Here is a 23003-nt window from a genome sequence, read left to right as displayed (position 1 = left end):
AAGAAATTATAACGAATTTGCAACTTAATGTTGCTCAGTTTTTTATGAAACAATATCACGATTTACTCAATCATATTCTGGACAATGGTACGGCCAAAGAAGACCGCACAGGAACGGGAACTTTGAGTGTGTTTGGATACCAAATGCGATTTGATTTACAAGAAGGTTTCCCTCTTTTGACAACCAAAAAATTACATACAAAATCCATTATTCATGAGCTTTTGTGGTTTTTGAAAGGCGATACCAATATTAAATACCTGAAAGACAATGGTGTAAGCATTTGGGACGAATGGGCAGATGCCAGCGGAAACTTAGGCCCTGTGTACGGACACCAATGGCGTTCGTGGGCGGGAGCGGATGGCCAAACCATCGACCAAATTACAGAGGTGGTACGCACGATTCGCACCAACCCAGATTCGCGCCGAATGATTGTGAGTGCTTGGAACGTGGCCGACATCAACAAAATGAAATTGCCGCCTTGCCATGCTTTGTTTCAGTTTTATGTGGCCAATGGCAAACTTTCGTGCCAATTGTACCAACGTAGTGCCGACGTGTTTTTGGGCGTACCTTTCAATATTGCGTCTTATGCGTTGCTTACTTGCATGATGGCGCAGGTTTGTGGCCTAGAAGTGGGCGAATTTATTTGGACGGGAGGCGACACGCATTTGTACACCAATCACTTAGAACAAACACGTTTGCAACTCACGCGCACGCCGAAGCCTTTGCCGCGTTTGCAAATGAATGCGAATGTGAAAGAAATCTTTGATTTTGTTTTTGAAGATTTCCAAATACTTGATTACGAACCACATCCGAGCATAAAAGCTCCAGTAGCAGTCTAATTTTATCCGCGATTTATTTTATATTCATGTTCCAAAAATTAAAAAACTTTATCAAACACCCAGAGTTTAAGCATTTTGTTTTATACCTGATTATGGCCATTATTGGCTTTGCCACCAATGTTGGTTCTCGCGTTTTTTATCGGGAGACATTAGGCATTGATTTTGGTGTAAGTGTCGTGTTAGCCTATTTTACAGGTATGATTGTAGGCTTCGTATTGTCAAAATTATTTGTCTTTAAAGCCCAAGAAAACGGCAATATTTGGCGCGAAATGATAAAGTTTACGATGGTTTCTGTCGTAGCAATGCTTGTAACGCTGGCAGGTTCGCTGATTGCACTACGTGTATTTAACTGGTATTTTTTGGCAAATCCAGAACAACATCAATTAGCTTCAGATCTTATCGCCAATACATTTCATCTTAAAGCAATTAACCGAGAATTAGCCTCACATTTGTCAGGAACTTGCGTTGGTTTTTTTGCTAATTTCTTTGGTCATAAATTATTCACCTTCCGCACAACTGGCTATTGGGACAAAATAGTTGCAGCCAAAACCCAATATATTAGCAAGAAAGCATAATTTAATTACAAAAGTTATGTTATAGCAGTGGTATTTGATGTCTATAACATAACTTCTACTATAAAATGGGCTTGTAAGTAACAGTTTTCGGTAAGTATATATTTTATTATGATGAAATGATGTATTTTTGTAATAGAAACTCGCACTACTAATAAACATAAAAATGGCTAATACTCAATACATTAATCTCAATTATTTGCAAGACATCTCGGGCGGAGACGAGGAGTTTGTACGCGACCTGCTGGAGACTTTTGTAAGCAACAGCCCTCAAGACATTCAGATTATTACGGATGCTTTAGCGGCGCACCAATGGGATACTATTTGGAAAATGGGGCATAAATTAAAGTCTTCGTCCAAATTTATGGGTGCAGAACACATGGCTGAAGCTGCCGCAGAAATTGAATGTTATTGCAAGCAAGTCGACAAGATAGAAATCCCTCATATACAAATACTTATCAAAAATCTAGAACAGCAATTTGCTTTAGCCCAAACCGAAATACAAGGGTTATTGTAACAATAGCATTTCTGTTTTGAGCAAAGGGCAAATGCGATACCGCTCATCGTGTGTATCCTGATAGGCAGCTTCCAAAATTTGGTAAACATGATCCAAACCAATCTTTTTAGCCCACTCAAAAGGGCCATAAGGGTAGTTTGTGCCTAACTTCATACCCGTATCTATGTCCTGACGCGAAGCCGTACCTTCCTGAAGCGTATAATAAGCCTCATTGATAATCATGGCAATGACACGCGGTGTAACCATGCCTACGCGATCGGTAACCCATGCATAATCTTTTGTAAAATGCGATAGTGTTTTATCCAAAATTTCTTTGTCTGTATCGCGCATAACCGATAATTCCATTACCGAATTTTCCCAAAAAGCAGGCAAACCATTAAATCCACCCAACGCAAAATGTGTTGGGTGAGGAGCTATGCTAGCCAACTGTTTTAATGGGCTGTTTATCAAAACATTGAGGTGTACGTACTGATTGTAAAAGCGTAGATTTTGCTCTAAATCATTGGTTTCAAAATCAAAAATGAGGTTAATTTCTTGCCAGTTACCTGTAAAAAAATGAGGGCTTGGTGTGGTAAATACAGTCAGATTAGGGAATTTTTGGTTAAATAACTGTTGATAATGTGTAGAGGCAACAACTAGGATTTTCATGGTGTATTAGAGGAAATTGGTGTATTAAATTTATTGTGTAGCGATTGCGGCCATTTTTGAATAATAGCCAATACTTTTTGTTCTGATAAGGTTTGTAAGCATTGACAAGTAGCTCCATTCTGACATTTTGTACAATGTTTTTTCTCTACCAATACTGAAGCCTTATTGCCCGCAGGCTTTTGATTGGTCGGCGTATAAGGGTACGCATTATTATACAATCCTAGTGCTTTTTTTTGCAAGGCAGAAACTATTTGCAGCTCAATCGTATTGGTGGCTACGATCCCATCGGCAGCAGCGAGGAGCGTCATCGTGTCCGCCAAATCCAAACGCCCTGTCAGATTATGAATATAAGAAGGGAACTGAGACAATTCGTATTGTTTTTCTGCAATAATAATAACATTAAACGCCTTATTATCAAGGCATTTGCAAAGCGATTCAAATTTAGCCAAAGGCCATTGTAAGTTTGCAATAGGATTGGATAGTTGCAAAACCAAATTAAATTTTTGGGGGTCAATTTTATTGGCAATTTCTGGCGAGGGTAATGAAATTTTGCTTAGACCTGTTATGCCATTAAGCATCTCAGCAGAAAAATAAACGTTCGTTTTAAACACTTTAGCCAAAGCAACAATGCGTTGCATTTGGTGGCGCACAAGCTTTCCTTTCAGCACACTAATATTAACCAACTTATTGGCATTAAACCAATTACGCCAGTAATTTCTATCCCCTACACGCACAGGAATCTGTACTTTTTTGGCCAGCTTCGCAACCGAAACATCATTGTTGGCCGAAATAAATATTTGCGCTTTGTATTGTTGCAAAAGTGTGGGGTCTGCCAATACCATTTCTTTACTCAAAAAAAAATCTATCCACTCGCAGGCCTGCACCAAAGGGCGTGCTTGCTCATTAGCCACAAACACAATTTTACATTGATTTTCTTTGTGTTGGCGCATCACATACACCAACGGGAGTGTGAAGAATACTTCTAAAAGTGTTCCTGTTTGGCTAATTACAATGGTGGATAGTTGTTTCAATGATAATGAGAGTCTTATACTGATGATATTTGGCAAAAGGCTTTTATTTATTTCTCAAATAACTTTTGTATTTGAAGAAAGAGGTGATTTCTACATTTACTTTTAACCGAAAGGATACAAAACTATCATTTCCTCCTTTATTCTTAGGATCAGAGATTCCGTCTAAAAAATCTGTCTGCGTTAAATGATAAGTAGCTTCTGCACCTGCACTAATATTGTCGAAAAGATATGTATTAAATCCAACAGAAACAGGAATGAATACGGAAGTATTAGTAATTTTTTTTTGGCCTACGGGTTGAGGCAGCAAACGTAACTTCTCTTTTGTTTTTTGGTCGCGAGGCTCAAAATACATAAAACCTACTCCTGCAGTAACATAAGGATTTAGTTTATAATCCTGATAAGGCACATCTCCTTTGGGCAAAAAATAATGTACCAAAGAGAAGTTAGCCTGTCCGTTATGCGAATAAAAAGATACGTCTCCGTCTTTGGCATTGAGTTTAAAATACCCTACCCCTAGCCTAGCACTAATATATTCGGTAAGGTGATAATAACCATTGACATTGACCAATGGATTAAGTCCAAAACTCTGGTCTCCAAAGCCAGTAAATCCACTTAATTCTCCCGAATACATTGAAGTTCCTAGCCCTACATCATATGCCCAATTACTAAAGGTAGGCCGCGTATAGGGACGAAAATAACGCCACTTGCGTTTGGCAAAAACCTGAGTATCTGCCAAGAAAATAATCCCCAACAGCAATGCAAGTACGGCTATTTTTTTATTAAAATTCACGTTCATCAATCTAACGAAAGTTGTATAATTTAAAGTTGTATTCCGCAATGCACGCAGGCATCAGCACAGACGCTCAAAATATTAACGATGAATAATAATTTCGTCTTCGATCACTAACACATTCGGAAAATTATTACGCAATTGATTATACATTTTTTGCGCTTCCAAACGCGTAAAGAAATCGCCTACTTTTACTTTAAAGCTCGGCTGTTTGTAGGTGGTATAAACATCTATATCAGGAAAACGCTTATAGATCTTCTCCTTTACTTTGTTAGCATCTTCGCGATTAATGCCCGAATAAACAATTACCCGATAGCCCATTGCTTTATCTATAAATTTATTATAATAAGCAATACTATCTAATAAAGTATTGATTTGTAGGTTAATAGAATTAGTGGCAGGAATTTCGGAAGCACTTGACGATGCCGAAGCATTCGCCGCAGTTTCTGGAACAAAACGCGGTCTCCAAGTAGAGGAAACACTAGTATTGGTGTTTTTTTTGTTCGTAACCGTATTATTTCCAGCTTTACAGCCCACAATCAAGAACAATCCCATCAAAAAAACATAAAAATAAACACGTATTCTTGTATTCATGACTGCAAACAATTAGCTAATTAATAATCTCAATATTTTTTGATTAGAAGCAGCAAAGGTAACGAGAAATTATATTTCATAACACAAATATTACAAAAAAAGAAAAGCCGCTTTTAAGAATAAAAACGGCTTTTCTTTTGTATAATTTTAATTTCTACTGATAAAGAATTTTCTGCATTTGTGTATGTCCGTCTTCAAAATGTAGGACTACAAAATAAACGCCCTTGGCATGGCCTGCTACATTTAGCTCGATATCTTGACTATAAGTAGCATCTGTTACAACGATTTCCTTACCTTGTGCATTTTGTATCTGCACTTTTACAATCGCACTCTCTCCTACATAATGTACCGCAAATCGGCCTGTTTGTGTTGGATTTGGGTACAACTGAGCAGTGATTTGCGCTTTTGTTAGCGTCTGTTTCACTACCTCAATTGGAGAATAAGTGTGTGTGCCATCCACATCCATCATACGCAAACGATAGTAAGAAGTACCTTCTAGCGGGGCGAAATCAACAAAATTATAATTTAATTTTTGGTCGCTGAAATAGGCGGCTTTTACTTGCCCAATGTCTTCAAAATGCTTTCTGTCCGAAGAACGTTCGATTACAAAATAATCAGAATTGCGCTCCGAATAGGTTTGCCAAGTTACATTTACCGTTTTATCAGATTGCAATTTCGCTTTAAAATTATTGAGCGATACGGGAAGTACGCTACTGCCTGCGTGCAAGAACAAATAGCTAAAGCCTGGTACTAAGAAGTCGGCGTAATAAACGTTAGAAGTAGTTGTAATACCAGCAGGAATCACACCAGAGGCAATTTGTGTATGGAATGAAGCTCCAGAAACACTGCTAATATTTGGTGTGCCTACCCCATCTACCGAAACGTTGGCATCAGGAATACGTGTTAGGTTAATGTCTGCCACCGTTACGCTTTGTCCCATGGCCGAAGCAAGAGAATTTAGTTCTGTTTGCGTAAAATACACACGAACCTTTGCTGGGCCATTTACAGTCGGACTTACCTTAAAATAGCGTTGCAAAATTTTATAAGTATAAAAACTCTGAACCGTTGGAGCAATATATACGGTTGCACTAGTATTGCCTAAAGCATCCACATCACCTGCACCCGAATAGTCATTTAATCCCATAATCGGTAAATAACTAATGTCAGAGCCAATTGTAGCCATTGCATCGTTATTTTCAAAGTAACAAGAACCTGTAAGGCTATTCGTAGCCAACGGAGCGGCTGGGCGCACAAACAATGTTTGGGTAGCATCAGCACCAGTCGAGCCATTTACTAGCGTCTCGCAGTTGTATGACTTTACGGAAGTTATGGTATAAGTAGTTGTGGTAGAAGGATTTACCATATAGGTTTTAGGGCCTTCACCATCAGGCAAATCTACAATGTAAAAAGTACCATCCGAACCACTAACAGAAATCATATACGGGCCAGAGCCTAACGCATCAAAATTCAGTGGCGCAAATGCTCCCACACATATAGATTGGTCAGGACCAGCTGATACTGTAGGTGCAAGATAAGTCGTACGATTAAAAAACCACTGACCATTGGCACTGTTACTCACATTATCACTATTTCCACCCGTTACAAAACTAACGCCTGCCGCTGTAACATCCTGTACACGAATATAGTCAAAACAAAGGTTAGGGCCGCTCGTTTTAGTGATACGAGCCTTTGAGCCGTTGGCGGTGCTTTCTAATGTAATAAACGAACCCGCCAAACCTGTTGCAATCAACTTACCATTTGGGCTGCTAATCGCTTGAGTAGAGGTAGCTTGTAAATCATACGTTTTGCCAGGGAATAATTCTAAATAGTTATAAGTATTATTTCCATAAATTGCATTGTTTCCTCTTAACAATACACTATCTGCGGTATAATAACCAAGACTTGCGGTAGTCGTAGTTGGCGAAGAAAATTCGATGATATTAAAAATTTTATACCCCCCTCGGAATGAACCTCCAGTAGCACTATTGAATATGATTTTACCTTTGCTACTGCTCTGTGAAAAGGTCAGAGACGTAGTTGTTGTACTGCCAAAATCCAGACTGCTACTTAATGTTACCAAAGATTGGCCTAAAGCAATGCTACGCGTAAAGCCACTAGTCGAAGCAAAAGAGGACAAAGTCATTGTTTTGTTGTTGCTATTGAATGAGCCTTTATTAACCCTGAATGTAGTACCAGACCCACTTAAGTTATTAGCCAAAGTCCATGTACCGCCGTCGCCATCTAAAGCCATTACACAACTAATTGCTTTATTGCCTGGATCTATTACTTGGCTATTATTGGCCGTAAACGTCATTTGGCCAGAGTAGCCATTGATAGTAAAAGCCCCCGAACTTGGTAAAAGCAACGAGCCAGAGATTATTAAATTTTGATTACCAATAATATTATTCGATGAACTTGGATTAACTATAAAATTAGCACAAGCAGCTGTCGCATCAATGGTTACATTTTTACTTGCTCCACTCCATGAAAGGCTATCAAATACCACATTATCAAAAGCACTTGGAATGCATAAACTATCGCCTTGTAGTTTAGAACGACTATCCGCCCAAAAACCTCTATCGCTCCAATTACCTACATAAGTAGCTATCGAGCCTTTTTTCTTACGCCAATAATACGTTTTAGGAGCAGATGTAGAGAATACCCAATTGTCATTTCCGCCAGAATTGATGGAGTTTACAGCCACATAACTACCCGTCGTTTGGCCTTTTAGTCCAGATAAAATAGTATAAGCAACGTCTGTTGCCCCTGCTGTAACGTCTATTTGGTTACCATTTACAGCCGAAATATTGATTGGGCTTGCATCGCAAGTACTTTTTGCGGTAAATATTCCGCCCACTCTTAACCAACGAGGTGTAGTAGAAGCCGTCGTCATCATACCACTTGGCAATAGATAATTCTTACCAGAAGCCATTATAAGATTGCCGAGCACTCGCACAGAATCCACAAATACGGACAAACCTGTTCCTCCTTGTAAGCTCGCATGGCCATTCAATGTCAAATTTCCTAATACCCTAAATCCTCCAGCTCTATTCTCAACTGCCAAAGTAGTATTAGCTCCTTGTTGTACCAGTGGCGGAGTTACAACGGTCATTCTGTCACTGGTGTACATTGTAATTGTCCCTGATGTAGCCGTTAGGTTCATTACATTTGTTCCTGTCTGGATGTAGTTAGGAACAGCATATTGTGAATATGGCCCAGTACTTGACAAATTAATAGTTGTATTATTCATTTTCCAACGGACATTTGAGGCCGTAGTAAAAAGGTTTTGAGCGTATATGGTAATACCTGATGTTTTCAAGGAATCCGCACCCGCCAAACCAAATTGATTATATACCCTAAAATTATCATTTAATCGATAATTTGACTTTGGCATAAATGTGATGGTACGCGAAAAAGTTGCCCCATTGGTCGTAATACTGCTATTTAGTCCATAAAAGAATACATCTCTTGTGGTACTTGACGAATACGCACTGATCGTATTAGCGTTTTGTAATACGCAGTTCCCAAAAATATGTAAGTTGTTATCTATCTGCATTTTAGCAGCAGCATTGGCTCCAGACCAAGTAAGTGAGTTACATTGATAAGAGTCGCCTGATGTTGGGGTGTTTAATAGTGCTGTAAAGGCTACCCCTAATGGGCTACTACTGTTGGCATCAAAAATCACGTTATCGGCCATAGAGGGAATACAATCCGCTCCTATACTAGCTCCGCCAGAAGTATAAGACCAATGTGCCCTAGATTCCCAATCTCCATTTCCTCCAACCCAATACATTGTGCGTGGAGTAACTGTTGTTACATTCATGTTAGCCCCTGTAGGCCAATTATTTCCACCCAAATCCACATAATTAGTAATATTATAAATATTGGTAGCATTTGTTCTGGCAAATTTTATATCTCTAAGTGCTATTTTATCAATCGTAACATTGCTTGTACCTGTCGTAATAGTTCTTTGTGTATTAGCAGAAGTACTACTTACATACGCATAGCCACAAGAAGCAATTACCTGAATAGTGTCTATAAAAATATTGCCCGCAATCATATAATTACGGTTACCATAGATTATTAATTTATTGATTCTATAAGCGATAATAGAGGAAATTTCTGCTCCAGCTGAATTGGGGGCAATTGCTAATTTTTTGACCACAGTACCCGCAGAAGTAGAAAAACGAGCATTCACATTGGCCGTGCCAGCGGTATTTACAAAATTCACAAAATTAAAACTAGCTACTCCCACATTAGTAAAACCTCCCGTTACGCTCATCATCCGTATTTCAGAAGTCCCTGCCTCCAACTGCGTTACAACAGTAAAGTTAGAAAACCAAGGTTGTGAGTTAGTTTCTGCACTAGAAGTGGCAGCAGGCGCAAAGTTGGCAGTACCATACAATACCACTAATGAACTGCCTAACTTTAGCTTACGGCTTGTTTCGCTATTGTTCGAATAAAACATATAAGCAGTTACTTTTTGCCCATTAGTATTAAGAATCCCTTTACTTAAACGAATACGGCCTAACGTATTACTTGAGATGCTGGTACGCAACGAATCTTGGAATACCCATTCGGCAGAAGCTCCACCATTAAAGTTAATCTCATTTTTAAGAATCTGCCCTGTAAATTTAATATTATAAGTGCCCGCCGAAGCTGCCGCAAATGTCAAAATACCATTTACATCCCAAATAATATTAGGACGTAAAGACATTCCACCATACACATTCAGTGTATAAGTCGCAACACCAGTAAGTTTCGGAGTTTTGGTAAGGCTAAGCGTATCGTCCCAATACATATCCCTGCACACCGAGTTTTGGTCTAAAGTAATGACAGTGTTAGTTGCTGCGGCAATATTGGCATCAAGAAAATATACGTTATCAACTGTACGAGGAGACTGTAGCGGAATTGTGTCAGTTCCCGAAATTTGATAATCCGTTCCTAGTACACCGCCAGAAAAACGCCGCCACGAAAAACGGTCATTCCAATTGCCACTTTTCGTGGTCGTATTAGTCCCAACCCACTTAAGTGTAAGCTGTGCGTAACTATAATTCAAACAAAACAGTGATACAAAAAGAATAAGCAATCGTTTCATGACTTTCCTAGCAGAAGATTATTGTTATTTTAATATTATTTAGAGGCAAATAAATGGTGATAATATATGGATAGCATAATAAATACAGATGTCAAAAGAAACAAATCCTTCTTTGGTTTGAGCGACCTTTGATAGTTGTGAGATTGGATTCAAATGCGTTACTACTTAATTCGGATATAAAAGTAGTAAAACATAAGATTTCTTACAAGAGATTAGGTCAGTGTAAGTTTTTTCTCGGCAAAAGATATGTTCTATGCGATATAAATTTCGTCGAGGATACCATTTTAATAGGAATTCAAACGTCTTTCTGGCAGCGAATATACAATATATTAAAGAAATATATTTTTACGAATACGTTATTTTTTTGACAATCTACATTAATAATCGCCATATACCAGTAATTACTACCAGTACGAGACCTGCTGGTGTCAGTACTTTCCAGCACAAAAACATCAATTGATCTGTACGCAAACGTGGGTACGTCCAACGAACCCATATTTGCGAAAACGCCCAAAGTAACGTTTTGGAAATGAACCAAAATAAACCCCATATAATTCCTGCAAGCGTTGTAGGTGCGCCGCTGGTCATATAGGCCAAAGGTATATTTTCGCCTAAATTGGGCAAAGGAGTATTCCAACCACCCAAAAATAAAATCACGCCTACCGCCGAGACTAGTATCATCATAGCGTATTCGGCCAAGAAAAACACCGCCCAACGAAACCCAGAATACTCTGTGTGAAAACCACCTACCAACTCTGATTCGCCTTCGGGCAAGTCAAATGGCGCACGATTACACTCGGCTAAGGTAGCTATGTAATAAATCACTAATAACACGACAAAAAATGGCATTCTTACGATATTCCAAGTCAAAAAACCGCCAATTTGCGTTACATCGAAACCTAACGATTTTACTCCAAATAAATAATTACATTTTTCTATATTTTGTATGGAAGAAAAATGATTTATCCAAATACCTTGTTGGTAACAAATCTCCTGTAAATCAAGTGTTTGCGAAAACATCGTAACCGCCAGCACACTAAGTCCCACAGGTATTTCGTAAGATATTATTTGAGAAATAGCACGCATCGCCCCAATCATGGAGTACTTATTATTAGAACTCCAACCCGAAAGCATTATACCAATCACATCTGCCGATACAATTGAAAGCAGAAAAAACACACCTGTCGGCAACTGCACAGGCTGCCAGTCTGGCGCAACTGGCACCACAGAAAAGCCCGCGAAAATGACGATAAAAATAATAAGTGGTGCCATACGATACAGCTTGGCATCTGCTCCTATGGGCATCAAATCTTCTTTCTGCAAAAGTTTTAGTAAATCTGCAAAAGCCTGTAAAACACCGTAATATCCTACTTCCATCGGCCCTAAGCGGTCTTGCATGAACGCCGCTAATTTACGTTCGGCATAAAAAACAATTAGCACGCACAAAAGCAAACCCAAAAGGTATCCGATGAGGTATAACATTACGCTGTTTATTCGTTAGATGAAAAATTGAATGGCACAAAAATAGCGTATAAACCACACAAAACTCATAAAAGTTAAATGTGATTTATACGCTATGTTATTTTAACTAAAAAGACTAGCCGTTAATTACTTTTTAGCAGCAGCTTTCTTAGCTGGCGCAGCGGCCTTTTTCGGTGCTGCAGCTTTCGCTGGCGTATCGCGTACCAAAGTCATTTCTTTGATAAGGTGCGTAGCTCCCGCGTATTTGTCGATGATAAACAAAATGTAACGAATGTCCACGCTGATTGTACGTTGCAATGCTGGTTCGAAAGCAATATCTCCGCTCATTGCTTCCCAGTTGCCATCAAAAGCACAACCGATTAGTTCGCCTTTGGCGTTAATCACAGGGCTACCAGAGTTGCCGCCCGTAATGTCATTGTTAGAAATAAAACCAACTTTCAACACACCATTTTCGGCATATTGGCCGTAGTCTTTTTTCTCGTAAAGCTCACGCAAACGCGCAGGTACTACAAACTCATCGTTGGTATTGTCTTCTTTTTCCATGATGCCGTCGATGGTCGTGAAATATTTGTAAGAAACCGCATCGCGAGGCACGTAAGCCAACACATTACCGTAAGTCATACGCATGGTAGAGTTAGCGTTCGGATAGAATTTGCGTGTATCTTTTTCCATTTCCATCGTGCCGCCTACATACAAACGGTTTCCGCGTTCGACTACGGCACTAGCCGCACGCAACGCAGGCACGATGTTTCCGCGATAGTTGTCCACTACGGAAGTAATAAGCTGGTAAACAGGATCTTTTGTGATACTGTCCGCGCTATTGAAGGCAAGCAACGCTTTTACTTTGTCTTTAGATGTAAAGCGAGATTTGGTATAAACGTAGTCCGCGAATTTCGAGAAATCTTTGTTATACTTATCTGCAATTGTTTTTAAAGCGGCTGGTTGCTGGTCGGCTGGTACGTTTTGGTAAAACATTTTCAACATTTCTGCAAAAAGTTTCTTGTCTGTACCTAAGTTAAAATCTTTGAAAAGCTCGTCCAAACCTGCTTCGATTTCTTCTTTAGCAGCTTTTACGGCTTCGTCTTTGCGCGGCGTAGCGGCCAATGCGTCAACCAATGGTTTTGTGCTCATAGCCAAACCGTTTACTTCAGCAGCCATCGCGGCTTCTTGCATGTACACTTCCGACATTTTGTATTTGTTGGCATCTTCAAAAGCCTTTGCAATGTCGGCGAGAGCTTGGCCGTATTTGGCTTTGCGTGCTTCGTCTTTGTTTACCCAAGCCGTGAAAGCTGCTTCTTCCGCCGCTTTTTTGTCAGCAACTTTAAGGCGTTTTAGCCCTTGCGATTGGCCAATAAAATATTTCCAGTAGTTGCTGATAGAAGCGTATTTAGAAGCGTATTGGATACGAACTGCGTCCGAAGCGTCCATGTCTTCTTTCATAATATCCAATTTACGACCTCTGATTTTCACGCGGTTAGGGTTCACCAAATCCAAGGCTTGTTTCACGCCAAACGAAGTAAGGTAACGATTTGTGCGACCTGGGTAACCAAAAATCATTGAGAAATCGCCTTCTTTCACGCCGCTCAACGACACTGGCAAATAATGACGTGGCGTAAGTGGTACGTTGTCTTTAGAATAATCGGCTGGCTTGCCATCTTTGCCCATGTACACACGGAACATCGAGAAATCGCCCGTATGACGTGGCCACATCCAATTGTCTGTATCGCCACCAAATTTGCCGATAGACGAAGGCGGCGCACCTACTAAGCGTACATCTCGGAACGTCTCGTAAACGAACAAATAATATTCGTTGCCATCAAAAAACGCTTTTACGTTTGCGTTGTAGTGTGTTCCTTTTTCGGCTTCTTCTTTGATTTGCTTCATTACTTCCGCAATTTTCTTGGCGCGCTCAGGCTCAGACATTCCGTCGTTTACGGCTGCCAATACTTTTGCGGTTACGTCTTCCATGCGCACCAAAAACGCAGCCGTCAGGCCTTTGTTCGGAAGTTCGTCTTCGCGTTTCATTGCCCAAAAACCATCGGTCAAATAATCGTGCTCCACGCTGCTGTGCGTCTGGATCGCGTCATAGCCGCAGTGGTGATTGGTGAGCATCAAACCTTCTTTAGAAATAATTTCGCCTGTACAGAAGCCACCCAAAGAAACGATAGCGTCTTTCAGGCTGGAATTATTGATACTGTAAAGTTCTTCGGCAGAAAGTTTAAGGCCTGCTTTCTTCATATCCGCGTGATTAAGGCGTTTGATATGGAGAGGAAGCCACATACCTTCGTCTGGTGTAGGAACGGGTTTGCTCGCTATCGCACTAAAACTCAATGAAATAGCCGCAACAGCACCCATCAAAAATTGTTTGTTAAATGTAAACATAAATAATAGGGTTAAAATTATGTGCGGCCAAAAGTACGGAAAAAATAAAAAGAGGGCTTTTTTATCCAGATAAAAGGTTGGGCAACCAGATGGGCGGCTGATTATTTGGGTCGTCGTCTGAAAGCCTCCAAGCAATGTTATATTTAAACAAAAAAATCCTTGCCGTTTTGCAGCAAGGATTTAGATATAAACTATGTTTTCAGCAATAATTAATTACTTATGGTCTTTTTTCCACCACCAATAAAACGGCAATCCAGCCAATATTAGCAACAGTCCAACGCCACATTCTTTGGGGCGTTCGAAGAGCGAAACCACCACCAACGTAACGCAAAATACAATAAACAAAGCTGGAATATACGGATAACCAAAAGCTTTGTAAGGGCGTGGCACTTCCTTAAATTTTTTGCGCAACACAAAAACGCCATACGCACCCGCTCCATAAAATAAGAACGAAGCAAAAATAAGCATATCGGTTAGTTGGTCGAAAGTTCCCGAAATGACAAGCACTGTCGCCCATACGGCCTGCATAATCAGCGCATTGCTGGGTGTGCGATAAGTATCGTGGCAAACGGCGGCACGTTCAAAAAATAGCTTGTCTTTGGCCATCGCAAAATAAATGCGTGCCGCGGACATAATCGTATTGTTAGTGCTGCCAAACGTAGCCATCAAGATCAAACCCGTAATAAATAGTACGCCACCTTGTCCCATAAATTCTTTCACGACGGCAATAGCCGCAATGGTGTTTTGTTGTTCGTGTACCTCTATGAGTTTGTCTATCGGCAACACATACAAGTATGTAAAATTAATGCACACGTACACGAGCATCACGAAACCAACACCAAACATCAGTCCTAACGGAATATTACGATGCGGGTTTTTGATTTCTCCACCCATAAAACCCAAGTTGTTCCAGCCTTCGTACGCCCAAAAAGCACTCATCATGGCCGTAAACATTGCCCCGAAAAGGCTCATGCTTTCTAATGGTGGCCGTGTAGTGGATACAGTCCGAATATTTTCTACGCTGCCATTACTCCAAAACAAACCCAGAAAAATAATGCAGAAAATACACACCACCACCGCCGACGAAAATATATTACCAACGCTACTGCCATATTCTACACCCCTGTAATTCAGTGTTGTAAGTAGTGTTATCAATGCAATTGCCGTGAGTTTTACACCAAAATTATCAAAGGGCTGCAAACCAAGTAGGGAGATTTGCGTCCAAGATTCGGGCAAAGTTGGCAGTGTATAAAGCGTATTGACGGATTCGGCAAAAACGTAAGCCACTGAAGCAATCGTAGCCGATTGAATCACGGCAAAACTCGTCCAGCCATACAAAAACGAAAACATTCGCCCGTACATTTGTCGGAAATACGCGTATTGTCCGCCTGGTTCGGCGATAATACCCGCTACTTCTGCATTGGTCAGCGCACCAAACAAACTAATCACACCCGCAATTCCCCAAGCCAATAACACCCAATACGGCGCGTGCAAATCCGCAGACATCGGAGCTACTTTCTTAAAAACGCCAGAGCCAATCATGGCACTGACCACGAGCATCACCGCCGAGAATAATCCCAAGCGACGCACCAGTCCAGATGTATGCAATTCGTAATCTTTTTTCATAGGCGGCATCTCCCAATCAATGACTATTGGCTCTTAATTTCTTAGAACAAAAATTTAGTATCTACAATGACATCTTCGCTCAAAGTCAAAGCGACAGGGCACGTTTTGGCCGTATTGCGCAAGATAGTTTGCTGACGTTCTGTTAGATTAAGCGCAGGAAAACGAAATATGATTTCGATTTTAGCAATTTTACGTGGGTCTGCCTGCATAAATTTAGTAATTTCGTATTCAGTTCCTTCTAAGGCGATATTGTCGCGATTGGCCGCAATCCCCATCAAAGTCATCATGCAATTGGCTAAAGCGGCACAAACCAAATCTGTGGGCGAAAATGCTTCTCCTTTGCCGTTGTTGTCGGTAGGAGCGTCGGTAATAATAACATTTCCAGATTGTAAGTGTTTAGCTTCCGTGCGCAAGCCGCCCAAGTATTTTGCGTGTATTGTTGGCATTTTTTATGCTATATTTACGTTGTAGTTCTGATTTCGTAGGAATGAGGGCGTAAGGTAAAAGATTTTTTGCTAAAAATAAGCGAGTACTTTCACTAAATTCGTTTGAGATACCAAACAAATGCGCCTTTATTCAAAGATAAAAAATGACTATCCTAATCTAACCAATAAGTACAAATTACATTTGCTCATGTCAAAAAAAATGAAAAACAGTAGGCTAGCTTGTGGCATTATCATTTTGTTAATCAGCTCATTGACAAGTGCTTTTGCCCAAAAAAAAGACAAAGATGACGAGTTTGACTACAAAACAGAGTTTGACTACGGCATCAATTTCAATACCAATGCAGGACTTATTGGTGGCGGCTACCTCAAATACAGCAAGCAAGGAAAGAAAGAAAACGTCTATAGATGTTATGCTTTGGAAATTGTGAAAGTAAAGCACCCCAAAGAAATTCGATACGTGAGTCGCGCCACAGGCAACTCCTATATTTATAACAAAATCAATTACTTATTTGTAGTGCGTCCGCAATATGGCCGCGAATACATATTGTTCCGCAAAGCACCCGAACAAGGCGTACACTTAAATGCGATTGTAGCTGGCGGCCTGTCTTTAGGCCTGACCAAACCGTATTATATTCTATGGTCAGAAAATCCGAATAACATAACCAACACCGTAAGCGTGCCTTACGACCCAAATTTGTACAGCGACCAAAGCAAAATACAAGGTACAGGTTCTTTTACGGACGGGCTAAGCGACATCCAAGTTAAAGCAGGGGCGCATCTCAAAGCTGGCCTTAGTTTTGAATTTGGGCGTTTTAACAATAGCGTGATTGGGATTGAAGCCGGAGTTTTGGCCGAAGTTTTCCCCAAAGACATCGTGATTATGCCTTCGCAAAACAAAAACGTTTTTACGTCGGCTTATCTGACTTGGTATTATGGTATCAAACGCAGCGAATAAATTTGTGAAGATTTTCGCTAAATTGCCGCCCCCTAAGCGGTGGGTATTCTTTTTATATCAATGAAAATATTAGATAAGTTTATTATCAAAAAGTTCTTAGTAACTTTTTTGTTTGTGGTGCTTTTGCTTTGTGCCGTGATTTGTGTCATTGATTTTACCGAAAAAAATGACGATTTTATCAAGACACAACCTGGCCTACACGCCATTCTTTTTGATTATTATCTGAATTATATCCCGTATTTGGCTAACATGATTAGCCCAATTACGATTTTTATAGCCACCGTCTTCGTAACCGCTCGCATGGCGGCACGTACCGAAATTATCGCGATTTTGAGCAGTGGCGTGAGCTTCGTCCGAATGTTAGTACCCTATATTATGGGTTCGGCATTGGTGGCTGTTATTACGTTTTTCCTGACGGGCTGGGTTATTCCTAATGCCAACAAAACCCGCGTAGCTTTTGAGGTTCAATACATTAAAAATAAATTTTATTTTAATGGCCGCAACGTACACATCAAAATTGGCCCAGAAACCTTTGTGTACATGGAAAGCTACAATAACACCATACACACTGGTTATCAGTTTACCATCGAAAATATCAAGAATCGCCAACTGCTCAAGAAAGTAAAAGCTGAAAAAATCATTTGGCAAGATTCGACCAAATCTTGGCGTTTGGAAAACTGCGATATTCGTTTCTGGGACACGAAAGGCAAAGAACACGTTGGGGCGGTGGCAAAAATGGATACGGTTTTAAATCTTTATCCCAAAGACTTTGAAAGCCAACACCATTTGTACGAGACTTTTACCAACCCAGAGCTTAACGACTATATCGCCGAAGCCAAAAGCAGAGGAGCAGACGATTTGGAGATTTATATTATCGAAAAATATATTCGCTTCACTTACCCATTTGCCATCATTATCCTGACGATGATAGGTGTAATCCTCTCAGCACGAAAAACCCGCGAAGGTGCTGGGCTACAAATTGCATTGGGCTTTTTGCTGGCATTTATCTACATCATTTTCTTTATTATGAGCCGCAGTATTGCCCAAACTGGCTCAATAGACCCGCTTTTGGCTACTTGGTTGCCCAATATTGTGTTCTCACTTATTGGCGTATTTCTTTACAAAACTGTGCCGCGCTAACATATCTTGGCCTAAAAATATACTTCAAGCCTTATGGGATTTCAAAGCCTGTAAGGCTTGAGCTATTTTAATACACTAAAAAACAAAACCTGCACGCACTACAAAAGAACTATTATAAGGCGAATAAGTTGGTTTGAAGTTGAGGTTATAAAGTCCCACAAAAGTTATGGCCGCTCCATCACTAACAGGCAGCGAATAGCCAAGCCCAAGCATTGGCGCACCCACCCATTTATAGCGATAAGTTTGCTGCGACTCATTATAATAAGGGCTGCGGAGCGTTTCATATTCAGCATGACCAAAAAGCGTTTGCATAAAATAATAGCGCGAAAAAAGCCTGCCGCCCAGCACGCTACTAGTTTCCTTTTTTGCCCCAGTACCTTGACTGTAATACATATAGGTCAGGCCTACACCAGCCGAAAGCTTGGCAGAAAACCGATAACCCAACAGTGGTGATACATCTATATAAGTAGGGTCTCCGACTCTTACGGTCAGGTTTCCACCCTTATACCAACGCGACAACGCCACTTCCTCATGCAATATGGAGTCTTGCTCTGCCACATAGATGGTATCCGAAGCATTTTGAGCAAATAGCACGGACATCGGCAAAAAGGCCAATAAGCCACACAATATACATTTCACATAGCGATAAGACATACACACAAAAGATTTCGATGACGGTTAATAAACTGTTACGAGTAACAAAGATACGAATTGATTTTTAGGTATTTACTTAAAATTTTAGGATTTATCTTGCTTTAAATAAAAAGTAATCAACTTAACATTGTGCATAATACGTCTCGCGAGGAGCATTTAACATTTTTTTTGAAATATTAAATCTTTTCTTGCAAAAAACTATTATATTTGCGTCCTTTTATAATTTCAACTTAAATGTCAAAGAGCCTTGGCTACGAAAAATAAAACTGACAGAAGAAGTTTCGCATCAGTAAAGTCGGCGTTGGAATACCCAGACTTTTTAGATGTTCAGTTGCAGTCCTTTATGGACTTTTTTCAGTTGGAAACACCAGCCGAAAATCGTACAAAAGAAGGACTCTACAAAGTTTTCGAGGAGAACTTTCCTATCACAGATTCCCGTGAGAACTTCAAACTTGAATTCATTGACTACTTAGTAGATCCGCCAAAATATTCAGTTGATGAATGTATTGACCGCGGCCTTACTTACTCTGTGCCATTGAAAGCTAAGTTGCGTTTGGAGTGCAATGATACAGACAACGAAGATTTCCAAACCATTGAGCAAGAGGTTTTCTTGGGAAATATCCCATACATGACACCTCGTGGCTCTTTCGTTATTAATGGTGCGGAACGTGTGATTGTATCGCAGTTGCACCGTTCGCCGGGTGTGTTTTTTGCGCAAAGCAAACATACAAACGGTACGAAACTTTACTCGGCGCGTATCATTCCATTCAAAGGCTCTTGGATAGAATTTGCCACCGACGTAAACAACGTAATGCACGCTTACATTGACCGTAAGAAAAAATTGCCTGTAACTACCTTGTTACGTGCAATCGGTTTTGGTACGGATAAAGACATTCTTGACTTGTTCGGGTTGTCGGAAGAAGTAGCTGCTACAAAAGCAAATCTTAAAAAATCAGTTGGCCGCAAGTTAGCCGCCCGCGTACTTAAGTCGTGGATGGAAGACTTCGTGGATGAAGATACTGGCGAAGTAGTATCGTTGGAACGTAACACCGTAGTGATGGAACGTGATTCTATCATCAACGAAGAAGATATTCAAGTAATCTTGGATTCGGGTGCAAAATCTGTGATTCTTCACCGCGACGAGGCCAACACCAACGAATACGACATCGTTTATAGTACGCTCAACAAAGATAGTACAAACTCAACGAAAGAAGCGGCAGAATACATCTATAAGCAATTGCGCGGCTCGGATGCTCCAGACGAACAAACCGCTCGTGACAGTATTCACAGCTTGTTCTTCAGTGAAAAACGCTACGATTTGGGTGATGTGGGTCGTTACCGTATCAACAAAAAACTCAATCTTTCTATCAGTATGGACACACGTGTTCTTACGGAAGAAGACATCGTGAGCATCGTTAAATATCTCATCGGGCTTATTAACTCAAAAGCAATCGTCGATGATATTGACCACTTGAGCAACCGTCGTGTGCGTACCGTAGGCGAACAACTTTACGCCAACTTTGGTGTAGGTTTGGCGCGTATGGCGCGTACTATCAAAGAACGTATGAACGTTCGCGACAACGAAGACTTCAAACCAGTAGATTTGATTAATGCCCGTACGCTTTCGTCGGTAATTAACTCATTCTTTGGTACAAACCAGCTTTCGCAATTCATGGACCAAACCAACCCATTGGCAGAGATTACGCACAAACGTCGCTTGTCAGCTCTTGGGCCAGGCGGTCTGTCTCGCGAACGTGCAGGTTTTGAGGTTCGTGACGTTCACTATACGCACTACGGTCGTCTGTGTACTATCGAAACGCCAGAAGGGCCAAACATCGGTCTTATTTCTTCGCTTTGCGTACACGCCAAAGTAAATAGCATGGGCTTTATCGAAACGCCTTACCGCACGGTAGAAGAAGGTAAAGTAAAAGTAGCTCAAGATGTTGTTTATTTGACTGCTGAAGAAGAAGACGGTTACTATATCGCTCAATCTAACGCGCCATTCGACGAGACTGGTAAGTTCTTGGTAGAAAGAGTTAAATCTCGTTACGAAGGCGACTTCCCATTGGCTGAGCCAACAGAACTTAAATACATGGACGTTGCGCCAAACCAAATCGTTTCGGTGGCTGCTTCTTTGATTCCTTTCTTGGAACATGATGATGCCAACCGTGCGTTGATGGGTTCGAACATGCAACGCCAAGCCGTACCACTTTTGCGCCCTCAAGCTCCAATCGTAGGTACTGGTTTGGAACACCGTGTAGCAATGGACTCTCGTACTTTGGTAGCTGCCGAAGAAGATGGTGTAATTGATTATGTAGATGCCAACAAAATCGTGGTTCGTTATGACCTTACAGACGACCAATTATTGGTTGATTTTGATAACGAATTAAGAACATACAACCTTATCAAGTTCCGCCGTACCAACCAAGACACTTGTATCAACTTGCGCCCAATCGTACGTAAAGGACAACGTGTGGTAAAAGGCGAACCACTTTGCGAAGGTTACGCAACCAACAACGGCGAGTTAGCTCTTGGCCGTAACTTGCAAGTGGCGTTCATGCCTTGGCAAGGGTACAACTTCGAAGATGCGATTGTGATTTCTGAGCGTGTTGTACGCGACGATATTTTCACGTCTATTCACATCGAAGAGTTTGAATTGGAAGTGCGTGATACCAAACGCGGCGAAGAAGAACTTACTTCTGAAATCCCGAACGTAAGCGAGGAAGCTGTAAAACATCTCGACGAAAACGGTATTATCCGCGTAGGTGCTGATGTTCGCGAAGGTGATATTCTGATTGGTAAAGTAACGCCTAAAGGTGAAACCGACCCAACACCAGAAGAAAAACTATTGCGTGCCATCTTCGGCGACAAAGCTGGCGATGTGAAAGATGCTTCGATGAAGGCACCGCCATCGCTTAAAGGTGTGGTAATTGATACCAAACTTTTCTCGCGTCCGAAAAAAGACAAAGACTTACGTTCTAAATCGAAACAAGAAGTAGAGCGTTTGAAAAATAAATACAGCAAAGACTTGACCGTAGTGCGCAACGTGGCGATAGACAAACTCGCAACATTGCTCGACGGCAAAACAAGTCAAGGTGTAAAACATAAATTCGGTGATGAGTTGATTTCTAAAGGCGTGAAATTCAACCGTCGTAATATTTCCGAAAACTTGTTCCCAGAAACAAGCCGCTATCGCGACGAAAGTTCTTACAACGTACCTGAAGAAGTAAACCTTATTTCGGACGTGGTATTGGACAACTGGACAGACGATGCCCGCATCAATGGAATGGTTACGGAACTTGTGAAAAACTACAACAAGAAACGTAACGAGATTACTGGCCGCTTCAAACGCGACCGTTTCACGTTGGAAGTAGGTGATGAGTTACCAGCAGGTATTGTGAAAATGGCTAAAGTTTACATCGCTAAGAAACGTAAACTTAAAGTGGGTGATAAGATGGCGGGTCGCCACGGTAACAAAGGGGTTGTTGCCCGTATTGTACGTGACGAAGATATGCCATTCTTGGAAGACGGAACGCCAATGGACATCGTGTTGAACCCTCTGGGTGTACCTTCACGTATGAACTTGGGACAAATTTACGAAACCGTGTTAGGTTGGGCAGGTTTGAGATTAGGTCGCAAATACGCTACACCAATTTTTGATGGTGCAACGGAAGAACAAGTAGTGGCCGAACTCAACGAAGCTGGCTTGCCTGCATTCGGACGTACTTATTTGTTCGATGGTTTGTCTGGCGAACGTTTCGACCAACCAGTTACAGTAGGTGTAATTTACATGCTGAAACTGGGCCACTTGGTGGACGACAAGATGCACGCGCGTTCTATCGGGCCATACTCGCTTATTACACAACAACCGTTGGGTGGTAAAGCGCAGTTCGGTGGTCAGCGTTTCGGGGAAATGGAAGTGTGGGCGTTGGAAGCATTCGGCGCGTCGCATATCCTCCAAGAAATCTTGACTGTGAAGTCCGATGACGTAGTAGGCCGTGCCAAAGCCTACGAAGCTATCGTTAAAGGCGAGAATATGCCGAAACCAAACATTCCAGAATCATTCAACGTATTGGTTCACGAATTACGCGGTTTGGCTCTCGAAATTACGATGGACTAATCACACAGAACAAATCAAAACTGTTCATAATACGCAGAAACCCAAGCAATTGCTTGGGTTTCTGCATTTTTACGGAATTGTAATATTGATTTTTTACCTCAATCAAAAA

16 protein-coding genes are annotated in these 23003 nt (G+C 41.0%); 6 read left to right on the top strand and 10 right to left on the bottom strand.

Annotated features, from left to right (window positions below):
* Positions 1-44: 44 nt before the first annotated feature.
* The 3 genes from BM090_RS10690 (at position 45) to BM090_RS10680 (ending at position 1928) form a co-directional block, all read left to right on the top strand.
* The gene (locus tag BM090_RS10690) at positions 45-839 is read left to right on the top strand and encodes a thymidylate synthase (RefSeq protein WP_091512856.1); all 795 of its coding nucleotides are present in this window, start codon (positions 45-47) and stop codon (positions 837-839) included.
* 26 nt (positions 840-865) lie between these two features.
* Entirely contained in the window at positions 866-1414 is a 549-nt protein-coding gene (locus tag BM090_RS10685; RefSeq protein WP_091512282.1) for a GtrA family protein, read from the top strand.
* A gap of 163 nt (positions 1415-1577) precedes the next feature.
* Positions 1578-1928 (top strand): Hpt domain-containing protein, encoded by a 351-nt coding sequence (locus BM090_RS10680; protein WP_091512279.1) that lies wholly within the window; start codon positions 1578-1580, stop codon positions 1926-1928.
* Here the strand turns inward: BM090_RS10680 and BM090_RS10675 are convergent.
* The 9 genes from BM090_RS10675 to BM090_RS10635 all read right to left on the bottom strand — a co-directional run bounded on the left by BM090_RS10675 (position 1920) and on the right by BM090_RS10635 (position 16025).
* Positions 1920-2576, bottom strand: coding sequence for a 3-hydroxyacyl-CoA dehydrogenase family protein (locus tag BM090_RS10675; RefSeq protein WP_091512276.1), 657 nt, complete (start codon positions 2574-2576; stop codon positions 1920-1922). The genes BM090_RS10680 and BM090_RS10675 overlap by 9 nt on opposite strands.
* Entirely contained in the window at positions 2573-3607 is a 1035-nt protein-coding gene (locus tag BM090_RS10670) for a glycosyltransferase family 9 protein (protein ID WP_091512273.1), read from the bottom strand. Before BM090_RS10670 ends, BM090_RS10675 begins: the two co-directional genes overlap by 4 nt.
* A 43-nt stretch (positions 3608-3650) precedes the next feature.
* Positions 3651-4403, bottom strand: a complete 753-nt coding sequence (locus BM090_RS10665) for a DUF6089 family protein (RefSeq protein ID WP_091512269.1) — start codon at positions 4401-4403, stop codon at positions 3651-3653.
* A gap of 75 nt (positions 4404-4478) precedes the next feature.
* Positions 4479-4991 (bottom strand): SPOR domain-containing protein, encoded by a 513-nt coding sequence (locus tag BM090_RS10660; protein ID WP_091512265.1) that lies wholly within the window; start codon positions 4989-4991, stop codon positions 4479-4481.
* A 154-nt stretch (positions 4992-5145) separates the two neighbouring features.
* On the bottom strand, positions 5146-10089 hold the full coding sequence (locus BM090_RS10655; protein ID WP_091512263.1) for a T9SS type A sorting domain-containing protein: 4944 nt from the start codon (positions 10087-10089) through the stop codon (positions 5146-5148).
* Positions 10090-10461: 372 nt separating this feature from the next.
* Complete coding sequence (locus tag BM090_RS10650; protein ID WP_091512260.1) at positions 10462-11571, bottom strand: complex I subunit 1/NuoH family protein; 1110 nt, start codon at positions 11569-11571, stop codon at positions 10462-10464.
* A 126-nt stretch (positions 11572-11697) separates the two neighbouring features.
* Positions 11698-13953, bottom strand: coding sequence for a S46 family peptidase (locus BM090_RS10645; protein WP_091512257.1), 2256 nt, complete (start codon positions 13951-13953; stop codon positions 11698-11700).
* Positions 13954-14166: 213 nt separating this feature from the next.
* Positions 14167-15579, bottom strand: coding sequence for an APC family permease (locus tag BM090_RS10640; RefSeq protein WP_221405381.1), 1413 nt, complete (start codon positions 15577-15579; stop codon positions 14167-14169).
* A 41-nt stretch (positions 15580-15620) separates the two neighbouring features.
* Complete coding sequence (locus BM090_RS10635) at positions 15621-16025, bottom strand: OsmC family protein (protein WP_091512254.1); 405 nt, start codon at positions 16023-16025, stop codon at positions 15621-15623.
* Positions 16026-16224: 199 nt separating this feature from the next.
* Here BM090_RS10635 and BM090_RS10630 point away from each other — a divergent pair, with 199 nt between their 5' ends.
* Both BM090_RS10630 and BM090_RS10625 read left to right on the top strand, forming a co-directional pair.
* On the top strand, positions 16225-16980 hold the full coding sequence (locus BM090_RS10630; RefSeq protein ID WP_143083945.1) for a hypothetical protein: 756 nt from the start codon (positions 16225-16227) through the stop codon (positions 16978-16980).
* Positions 16981-17040: 60 nt separating this feature from the next.
* Positions 17041-18120: an LptF/LptG family permease gene (locus BM090_RS10625; RefSeq protein ID WP_091512247.1), complete on the top strand. Its 1080-nt coding sequence runs from the start codon at positions 17041-17043 to the stop codon at positions 18118-18120.
* Between the two features lie 75 nt (positions 18121-18195).
* Here BM090_RS10625 and BM090_RS10620 read toward each other — a convergent pair whose 3' ends face one another.
* On the bottom strand, positions 18196-18774 hold the full coding sequence (locus BM090_RS10620) for a hypothetical protein (RefSeq protein WP_091512244.1): 579 nt from the start codon (positions 18772-18774) through the stop codon (positions 18196-18198).
* A 247-nt stretch (positions 18775-19021) separates the two neighbouring features.
* Between BM090_RS10620 and rpoB the strand changes: the two genes are divergently transcribed.
* Positions 19022-22894 carry a DNA-directed RNA polymerase subunit beta gene (gene rpoB, locus BM090_RS10615; protein ID WP_091512240.1) on the top strand — a complete coding sequence of 1291 codons (3873 nt, stop codon included), beginning with the start codon at positions 19022-19024 and terminating at the stop codon, positions 22892-22894.
* The last annotated feature ends 109 nt before the right edge of the window (positions 22895-23003 follow it).

It is taken from the genome of Flexibacter flexilis DSM 6793 (assembly GCF_900112255.1).
Taxonomy (GTDB): domain Bacteria; phylum Bacteroidota; class Bacteroidia; order Cytophagales; family Flexibacteraceae; genus Flexibacter; species Flexibacter flexilis.
Note: the sequence above shows the minus strand (reverse complement) of the source record. Positions and strands in the feature narration are given on the sequence as shown.

Excerpts from the sequence above, each read along its gene's own strand:
- BM090_RS10690 (WP_091512856.1), top strand. The coding sequence starts at position 45 with ATGAAACAATATCACGATTTACTCAATCATATTCTGGACAATGGTACG.
- BM090_RS10685 (WP_091512282.1), top strand. The coding sequence starts at position 866 with ATGTTCCAAAAATTAAAAAACTTTATCAAACACCCAGAGTTTAAGCAT.
- BM090_RS10680 (WP_091512279.1), top strand. The coding sequence starts at position 1,578 with ATGGCTAATACTCAATACATTAATCTCAATTATTTGCAAGACATCTCG.
- BM090_RS10675 (WP_091512276.1), bottom strand. The coding sequence starts at position 2,576 with ATGAAAATCCTAGTTGTTGCCTCTACACATTATCAACAGTTATTTAAC.
- BM090_RS10665 (WP_091512269.1), bottom strand. The coding sequence starts at position 4,403 with ATGAACGTGAATTTTAATAAAAAAATAGCCGTACTTGCATTGCTGTTG.
- BM090_RS10660 (WP_091512265.1), bottom strand. The coding sequence starts at position 4,991 with ATGAATACAAGAATACGTGTTTATTTTTATGTTTTTTTGATGGGATTG.
- BM090_RS10655 (WP_091512263.1), bottom strand. The coding sequence starts at position 10,089 with ATGAAACGATTGCTTATTCTTTTTGTATCACTGTTTTGTTTGAATTAT.
- BM090_RS10650 (WP_091512260.1), bottom strand. The coding sequence starts at position 11,571 with ATGTTATACCTCATCGGATACCTTTTGGGTTTGCTTTTGTGCGTGCTA.
- BM090_RS10645 (WP_091512257.1), bottom strand. The coding sequence starts at position 13,953 with ATGTTTACATTTAACAAACAATTTTTGATGGGTGCTGTTGCGGCTATT.
- BM090_RS10640 (WP_221405381.1), bottom strand. The coding sequence starts at position 15,579 with ATGAAAAAAGATTACGAATTGCATACATCTGGACTGGTGCGTCGCTTG.
- BM090_RS10635 (WP_091512254.1), bottom strand. The coding sequence starts at position 16,025 with ATGCCAACAATACACGCAAAATACTTGGGCGGCTTGCGCACGGAAGCT.
- BM090_RS10630 (WP_143083945.1), top strand. The coding sequence starts at position 16,225 with ATGAAAAACAGTAGGCTAGCTTGTGGCATTATCATTTTGTTAATCAGC.
- BM090_RS10625 (WP_091512247.1), top strand. The coding sequence starts at position 17,041 with ATGAAAATATTAGATAAGTTTATTATCAAAAAGTTCTTAGTAACTTTT.
- BM090_RS10620 (WP_091512244.1), bottom strand. The coding sequence starts at position 18,774 with ATGTCTTATCGCTATGTGAAATGTATATTGTGTGGCTTATTGGCCTTT.